The sequence below is a fragment of the Pseudarthrobacter sp. C4D7 genome (genome assembly GCF_013359725.1).
Lineage (GTDB): Bacteria > Actinomycetota > Actinomycetes > Actinomycetales > Micrococcaceae > Arthrobacter.
Window position 1 is genome coordinate 112,227 of the sequence record NZ_JABFMW010000010.1, and the last position, 7,444, is coordinate 119,670.

The 7,444-nt window shown below is 67.2% G+C and carries 7 protein-coding genes; 2 read left to right on the plus strand and 5 right to left on the minus strand.

The genetic code is table 11. The annotated features are described in order from the left end of the window. Window positions 1-4: 4 nt before the first annotated feature. The 3 genes from HNO81_RS09795 to HNO81_RS09805 are packed head-to-tail and all read right to left on the minus strand — an operon-like array spanning window position 5 to window position 3,120. A complete protein-coding gene (locus HNO81_RS09795; protein WP_175317935.1) occupies window positions 5-700 on the minus strand; it encodes an urea amidolyase associated protein UAAP2 in 696 nt (231 codons plus the stop codon). Continuing rightward, window positions 697-1,572, minus strand: coding sequence for an urea amidolyase associated protein UAAP1 (locus HNO81_RS09800; RefSeq protein WP_175317936.1), 876 nt, complete (start codon window positions 1,570-1,572; stop codon window positions 697-699). The genes HNO81_RS09795 and HNO81_RS09800 overlap by 4 nt, the downstream gene beginning before the upstream one ends. A 45-nt stretch (window positions 1,573-1,617) precedes the next feature. Beyond that, a complete protein-coding gene (locus HNO81_RS09805) occupies window positions 1,618-3,120 on the minus strand; it encodes an amino acid permease (protein WP_175317937.1) in 1,503 nt (500 codons plus the stop codon). A gap of 230 nt (window positions 3,121-3,350) precedes the next feature. Between HNO81_RS09805 and HNO81_RS09810 the strand changes: the two genes are divergently transcribed. Both HNO81_RS09810 and HNO81_RS09815 read left to right on the plus strand, forming a co-directional pair. Beyond that, on the plus strand, window positions 3,351-4,022 hold the full coding sequence (locus tag HNO81_RS09810) for a TetR/AcrR family transcriptional regulator (protein WP_175317938.1): 672 nt from the start codon (window positions 3,351-3,353) through the stop codon (window positions 4,020-4,022). A gap of 50 nt (window positions 4,023-4,072) precedes the next feature. Beyond that, window positions 4,073-4,909, plus strand: coding sequence for an alpha/beta fold hydrolase (locus tag HNO81_RS09815; protein WP_175317939.1), 837 nt, complete (start codon window positions 4,073-4,075; stop codon window positions 4,907-4,909). An 82-nt stretch (window positions 4,910-4,991) separates the two neighbouring features. Here the strand turns inward: HNO81_RS09815 and HNO81_RS09820 are convergent, their stop codons facing one another. Together HNO81_RS09820 and HNO81_RS09825 are read right to left on the minus strand one after the other, a co-directional pair. Then, window positions 4,992-6,494, minus strand: coding sequence for an MDR family MFS transporter (locus HNO81_RS09820; RefSeq protein WP_175317940.1), 1,503 nt, complete (start codon window positions 6,492-6,494; stop codon window positions 4,992-4,994). A 130-nt stretch (window positions 6,495-6,624) separates the two neighbouring features. Beyond that, complete coding sequence (locus tag HNO81_RS09825; protein ID WP_175317941.1) at window positions 6,625-7,191, minus strand: type 1 glutamine amidotransferase domain-containing protein; 567 nt, start codon at window positions 7,189-7,191, stop codon at window positions 6,625-6,627. Window positions 7,192-7,444: the final 253 nt, after the last annotated feature.

The following is a 7,444-nucleotide window of genomic DNA, read 5'->3' on the forward strand; positions in this document are numbered from 1 at the left end:
TTGTTCACAGCGCAGCCTCCGGCCGGGTGACGATCATGCGGACGGGGGTGGGGTTGAAACCGTTGCAGGGGTTGTTGACCTGCGGGCAGTTGGAGACCAGCACCAGGGTGTCCACCTCGGCGCGCAACGCAACACGCTTGCCGGGTGCTGACAGGCCATCCACGATGCCCAGGGCGCCATCAGGGTCCACCGGGACGTTCATGAACCAGTTGATGTTGGACACGAGGTCTCGTTTGCCGAGGCCCCAGCGGGAGCCCTCGATCAGGAAGTTCTCCACGCAGGCGTGCTGTTCGCGGGTGTGCTGGCCGTAGCGGAGCGTGTTGGATTCCTGCGAGCAGGCACCGCCGATGGTGTCGTGCACGCCCACCTCATCCGCCACAACCGTCATCAGGGGCTCGCCCGTTTCAGCCCGCAGCACGGAACCTGTGGTGAGGATGATCGACTGCTGCGAGGCGATGGTTACCGGGGCGGAGTAGCGGATGGTGGTGTCTGCCGCGGCGTACAGGAGGCAGTCCACGGCCTGGTTGCCTTCCAGGTCCACGATGGTCAGCACGTCGCCGGCTGCCACCACGGCGGACCACGGGCCGCGGGCTTCCACGAGTTCATCAAGGACCACGGTGCCGGCAGCGAGCGCGGTTTCCGCGGCGTCCGGGCCGGCAGTGGCGGCCGCGGGGTTCCTGGTATCAATGGCGGTGTTCATCGGGCGCTCCTTGCGGCGAGGTCGTGTTCGGTATTGCGGAGGGCCTGCAGGTGCTCCGGGGCCAGCGGCCCAACCAGGTGCCCGGTTTCGAGAGCGTCAAGGTCCTGCGGTGCGTGCCAGGCGGTAATGTCCACGGCGGTCCCGGTAAAGTCCGGGCGCGGGTCCAGCGGGTGCGCGGTGTTGGCGAGCACCAGCACGGCGTCCATCTGGAGGAGGAGTTCGACGGCGGCGCCCGGGCCGGCGCTGCCGGTGGAGGTGATGCTCCCGGCCGGGTCAACGGTGGTGCCCTTGAAAAGGGCCAGTGACGGGGCGACGTCCCGCGGCCCGAGGCCGTTCTTGAGGGCGCCCAGGGTCAGCAGTTCCCGCGCGGCCGGTGAGGCGCTGTGGACCGTTCCGGCCCCGTACTTGGCCGTGTTGCCGGCCAGGGTGGTGGCACCGGTCAGGGCATCGTGGCGGCCAGAGGTGTCTGCCACGATGGTGGCCATGAGGCGGCCTGAATCGGAGAGCAGCGGGTGGCCGGTCCCCGGGTAGGCCTGCCATGGGACCTTGACGGTATCGGCGATGTTGAGCCGTTCGTGCAGGGCGCCGGCGCGGTACAGGAGGGTGTGGACGCAGGCGTCACCGGCGGAGTCGGTGAGCCGGACCCTGGTTCCGCGGGCCAGCGCCATGGTGGTGTAGCGGCCAAAGGCGAGGGACTCCGCCCAGCTGGGGATGCCGGCGTCGGGCATTCCTGCCAGCAGGTGCTCCGGCGCCGAGGCTGCCGGGACAAAACGCATGGTGTCAGCTGTCTTGCCGTGCTGTTCCCTGGCGTGGGCGCGGGCGCCGGCCGTCGTGGCGGTACCGGTTGTAGGGGTTTCGATGGTCTGTGTCATGTCAGTCCTGGTGTCGTGGAAGTTCGGCGGAAAAGGGTTGGCCGGTCAGGCCTTGGCTGCCATGGTGCGGCGCCGGACCCACAGGCCCACGAGCAGGACGGCCGTGACCATCAGCGGCGCGGACCACAGGAGGAGGCCGTTGTCACCGGAGGGGTCGTACACTTCCGGGCGGGGCCAGGCGAGGTTGACCACCATGACTGCGCCGTAGAGAACGGCGAGGATGTTGACCGGAAGGCCCCAGCGGCCCAGCGAGAAGAGGCCGGCGGGCATGGTTTGTCCCACCCGGCCCCAGTCGCCGCGGAGGCGGTTGGCCAACTGCGGAACGGTGACCAGGAGGTAGGCGAGGTAGACCATCACGATGCAGACGCTGCAGAGGGTGGTGAACAGTGCCGCGTTGCCTACGTTGATGGCCAGGACCGCGACCGCCAGGGCTCCGATCACGATGGAGGGCCACATGGGGGTTCCGCGGGTGGGGTGTACAGAGGAAAGGAGGCGCGACGCCGGGAGCTTGCCGTCGCGGGCCATGGAGAACACCAAGCGGGAACCGGCAGTCTGGATCGCCAGGGTGCAGACGAAGATGGCGATGGCCACATCCACCAGCAGGACCTTGCCCCAGAAGGTGCCCAGGACGGCGGTGAGGACATAGGGCAGGCCCTCGGTGGCGAGGCGGCCATCGTCCAGGCTGGGTGCGGCCATGAGGGCGGTGATGATCATCAGCGCCCCTCCGATGCCTGAGATGAGCAGGGCGGAGAGGATGGTCCGCGGGGCGGTGCGGCGCGGGTCCTTGGTTTCCTCCGACAGCTCGCCGGCGGAGTTGAAGCCCACCATGACGTAGGCGGCCATAAGCCCTGAGACCAGGAAGGCTCCCACGGCGCCCAGGTCGGATCCCTGCAGCACGCTGGTGTCCGCCACCACGTCCGGTCCGCGCTGGGCGGCACTGATGAGGGCCAGGATCACGGCTGCGACGCCGACGATCTCGCAGGTGACGCCAACGGAGTTCACGTGGGCCATCAGCTTGACGCCCAGGGAGTTGATGATGGTGGTGGCCACGAGGAGGACGGCGCCCAGGACCACGGCGTTCGATGCCCCGGTCACGGTGTTGAGCGCCGGGTCCCCGCCTACCACCTGGAAGCCATCCCAGAGCTGGGGCAGGACCACCTGCAGGGCGATGGCAGCCGCAGCGGCGGTCACCACCTGGGCGATGGCCATGAACCAGCCGGCGAACCAGCCCACGCCTTCTCCCCCCACCCGGCGTGCCCACTGGTAGACGGCGCCGGACAGCGGGTAGCGGGCGGCGAGTTCGGCGAAGTTCAGGGCCACCAGCAGCTGGCCCACCAGGACGACGGGCCAGGTCCAGAAGAATGCGGGGCCGGCAAAGGAGTAGCCGAAGGCGAAGAGCTGGAAGATGGTGGTGAGGATGGAGACGAAGGAAAAGCCGGCGGCAAAGGAAGCGTAGCGGCCGAGCTTTCGGTGCAGGGTGGGCTGGTAGCCAAGGGACGTCAGGTCTGCATCGTCCTGGTGGACGGTGGGGAGGACGGTTGAGGTCATTGGAAATCTCCAGGGCTGGAAAGGAATCTTGGGGGCGAAGCCTCCCGGCACTGCAGCGCTCGGCCGAAAGCTGCGGATTACCGGTCACTTGATAGTTTTCCAGCGGGATGTCCCCAAACAGTTTCGCCTCTGTAAAAGGCGGATGGACATCTTGTTTCGGCCGGGTTTCCGTTCCCTCACCACCCCCGCCTGCCCAGTCCAGGCCTGCCCATCAGTGCAAGAATGGGCCCGTGACTTATGCCGGTCCAGGACGCCCCCGCCACCAGCAGCCCTCCCGGCCAGGCGCCACCGCCCGCGAGGAAATACTCGACGCCGCCGCTGAGCTCTTCACCACCCAGGGCTTCGCCAGCACCTCCACCCGCTCCATCGCCGACGCCGTGGGGATCCGGCAGTCGTCCCTTTACCACCACTTCAAAACCAAGGACGACATCCTTGAAGACCTCCTGGAGGGGACCGTGTCCGGCGGCCTGGCGTTCGCCCGCGCAGTGGCCTCGCTCCCTGCCGCGAGCCGGGAAACCGATGGACCGGCTGGAAGCCGGCTGCACGCCGTCGCGCTTTACGACGGCACCCAGCTGTGCAGCGCGCGGTGGAACCTGGGCGTCCTCTACCACCTGCCCGAGGTGCGGAGCACGCGTTTTGCCCGCTTCCTGAACGACAGGCAGGAGCTCCGCCTCCTGTACGGTGAGCTGGGCCGCGGCCTGTCAGCCGCCGTGCCCGGACCGGACGGCGGGGACTTCACGTTCCGCCTGGTCGAATCCCTGATCTACCTCCGGGCCGATGGCGCCGTCACCCCTGAATCGGCGATGCAGGCGGCGGACGCCGGCATCATCCTTTGCGGACTGGGCCGGGAACTGCCGGCCATCCGCGCGGCAAGCCAGTTGCTCATTGACAAGCTGGCATGAGATGAAGCTTCCGTGATGCCGGCAACCCCGTGCTCGGCTAGGCTCGGAGCATGACGCGAGAGAACATCAGGACCCCCGACGGCGGCACGATTGAGCTCTTCTCCACCGGCGCCGAACTGGCATCGGCCGGGTCCGGCGTCGTGGTGGTCCCGCCCTCCATGGTGACTGCAGCGGACTACACGAAGTTCGCCCAGAAGTTGAGCGCCGCCCTGGGCCGGCCGGTCCACACGTTCAACCGGCGCGGCCGCGGCTCATCGTCGCCGCAGCCCGAGGACTACACGCTGGACGTGGACATCCGGGACCTGGACACGGTCATGAAGCACACCTCCAGCACGGACGTCTTTGGCCACAGCTTCGGCGGGGCGGTTGCCCTGCACGCCGCCCGGACACTTCCGGTGGAACGCCTCGCCGTCTACGATCCCGCAGTCTCCGTTAACGGCAGCGTCACCGCCAACTGGATTGTGGAGTACGAACGGGCCATCGCCGCCGGCGACCACGACCGCGCCCTCGCCGTCATCCAGCGCGGCCTGGAAGCCGGCGGGTCCTTCTCGTCGCGCATGCCGCTGTCCATGCTGACGCTGGCCAACAAGCTGACCGCGGGCACCACCGAGGGAAAGCAGCAGCGGGAACTGATGCGCACCGGCGTCCGCGAGATCAAGGCCATCATCGCCGCGGACATGCCGGCCGAACCATTCCAGGCGCTGCCCCTGGAGACGCTGATTGTGGTGGGCGAAAAGAGCCCCGCGTACTTCGGCATCGCCTGCGGCCAGATCCACGACGTCCTCTCCGGCTCCAGCTACACCATCCTGCCCGGGTTCGGCCACGACGGTGCCATCAAGGCCCCGGACAAGCTGATCAAGGAACTCAGCGAGTTCTTCGCGGGCTAACTACTCGTGGCGCAGGCTGGATGACGGCGCAGGCTGGGTGACGGCGCAGGCTGGACGCCCGCGCCGCCTGGTGTCCGGCCGCCTAGTGTCCGGCGCCGTGCCCCGGGGCGGCGCCTTCTGTCTTGCGCATCATGGCGGAGAGGACGACGGCGGCGAGGGCTATGACGGTTGCCGTCATGAAGGCGGCACTCATCCCGGCGACGAGGCCCGACGCCGCGCTGACCACGGCGAAGATGGACACCAGCAGTGCCGTGCCCGCTGCGCCCGCCACCTGCTGGGTGGTGCTCATGATGGCCGAGCCGTGGGAGTACAGGTGCGGCGGCAGCGGGTTCAACCCCGTGGTGAACGCGGGGGTGAACAGCAGCGCCAGGCCGAAGCTCAGCCCCACATGGAGGGTGATGATCCACCCCACCGGCGTGCCGGCGTCGAGCATTGAAAACTGCCACAGGGCAACCACCATCAGGATGGAACCGGTGAGGGTGAGGGGTAGCGGGCCCACTTTGTCGAACGCGCGGCCGATGACGGGGCCCAGCAATCCCATCGCCAGGCCGCCCGGGAGCAGTGCCAGGCCGGTCTCGAGCGATCCCAGGCCGCGGACTTCCTGCAGGTAGAGCGGGAGCAGGATGACGCCGCCGAACAGCGCCATCATGGCCACCACCATCAGCAGGACCGAGACGGTGAACATCCGGAAGTTGAAGGCACGGAGATCCAGCAGTGGGGCGACGGTCTTTTGGAGCCGGACCTGGCGCAGCACGAAAACCGTCAGGGCCGCAACGCCAATGACGAGGGCGGCGACGGCGCCGGCACTGGGTCCCGACTGGCCGCCCTGGCCGCCGCCGATCTGGCTGAGTCCGTAAACCAGTCCGCCGAAAGCGGGGACGGTGAGGATCACGGACAGGACGTCGAGCTTGCCCTTCTCCACCTCGCCCACGTTGGTGAGGTACCTGGCACCGATGGCCAGCGCTGCGAGGGCCACGGGCAGGACGAAAACGAACATGAAGCGCCACGTGAAGTGCTCAAGGATGAGTCCGGAGACGGTGGGGCCCATGGCCGGTGCCACCGAGATGGCGATGCTCACATTGCCCATGACGGCGCCGCGCTTGGCAAGCGGGACCAGGGTAAGGATGGTGGTCATCAGCAGGGGCAGCATGATGGCGGTGCCGCCGGCCTGGACGATGCGCGCCAGCAGCAGGATCTCAAATCCGGGGGCCACGGCGGCGAGTGCCGTTCCGCCGGCGAACAGGCCCATGGCCAGCATGAAGACTGCCCGCGTGGAGAGCCGCTGGAGGATGAATCCGGTAGTGGGGATGACCACGGCCATGGTGAGCATGAACCCGGTGGACAGCCACTGGACGGTGGGTGCGTCCACCTGCAGGTCCACCATGAGCCGCTGCAGGGCGACGTTCATGATGGTTTCGTTGAGGATCACCACGAACGTGGCCACCAGCAGCGTGCTGATGATGGTCACGGACTCCCGGGACATCTTCTCCGGCGATGCCGGCAGTAGTCCTTTGCGGGTTCCGTTGCCGATTCCTTGGTCAGGGGCGGGCTGTCCGCTGGCGTTCGGAGAGACTTCGGTAGACATGGGTGTTCCCTCAGGGGTGGTTTTAGAGTGGTGCGCGGCCGGCGCCGCTGCAGATTGCAACACTCTACCCGGTGGAGTAATTCCTCCGCATGGGTTCTTCCTACCCCCGAGGGAACATTAGGGGCCTTCTTTAGGCGGTCTGGCCGGCGTGCTGGCCTTCCGAGATTTCTTCCACCAGCTTGCTGTTGAACGCCGGGAGGTCATCGGGATTCCGGCTGGTTACCAGGCCCTGGTCGACCACCACTTCCTCGTCTGTCCAGTTGGCGCCTGCGTTCTTCAGGTCGGTTTCGAGCGTGAAGTAGGACGTGAGGTTGCGGCCGCGGAGCACTCCGGCTTCGATCAGCAGCCACGGACCATGGCAGATCGATGCCACGGGCTTGTGCTGTTCGAAGAAGCTCCGCGTGAAGTTCTGGGCGTCCTTGTCCACGCGCAGGTGGTCTGCGTTCACTACCCCGCCCGGGAGTACCAGCGCGTCGAAGTCCGAGGCGTTGGCGTCCGCGACGGTCAGGTCGACGTCGAAGGTGTCGCCCTTTTCCGTGCCGTTGTAGCCCTGCAGCTTGCCGCTCTTCGGGGCGATGAGGGTGGGTTCGCCACCGGCATCCTTGACAGCCTGCCAGGGACTGGTGAGCTCCACCTGCTCCACTCCGTCAGTCAGCAGGAATGCGACCTTCTTGCCTGCGATGCTGTGCTCTGACACTGTTCCTCCTCGCTGGAGGGGGCCGGGCGGCTTATGCCCGCCAGGTCCCGCTCGACAGTTGATTGCCTGACGTGTTCCAGCCTAGGAAAGAGAAAAGTAATAAGCAAGCTGACTATCTGATGGAAGCCCGGCGCGGGTGCCGTTTGTGGCGGGAGGCCTGGGCGTTGGCGGGAGCCGGAATTGATTGTCAGTGGGTCGGTGGATGATGTGTTCATGGGAATCAGCGGTGGTGTTGGGGTGGTGGTGGAGGGTG

What these genes read in the sequence shown, in the direction of transcription:
- HNO81_RS09820 (WP_175317940.1), bottom strand. Translation starts at nt 6,494, where the DNA reads ATGTCTACCGAAGTCTCTCCGAACGCCAGCGGACAGCCCGCCCCTGAC.
- HNO81_RS09815 (WP_175317939.1), top strand. Translation starts at nt 4,073, where the DNA reads ATGACGCGAGAGAACATCAGGACCCCCGACGGCGGCACGATTGAGCTC.
- HNO81_RS09805 (WP_175317937.1), bottom strand. Translation starts at nt 3,120, where the DNA reads ATGACCTCAACCGTCCTCCCCACCGTCCACCAGGACGATGCAGACCTG.
- HNO81_RS09795 (WP_175317935.1), bottom strand. Translation starts at nt 700, where the DNA reads ATGAACACCGCCATTGATACCAGGAACCCCGCGGCCGCCACTGCCGGC.
- HNO81_RS09800 (WP_175317936.1), bottom strand. Translation starts at nt 1,572, where the DNA reads ATGACACAGACCATCGAAACCCCTACAACCGGTACCGCCACGACGGCC.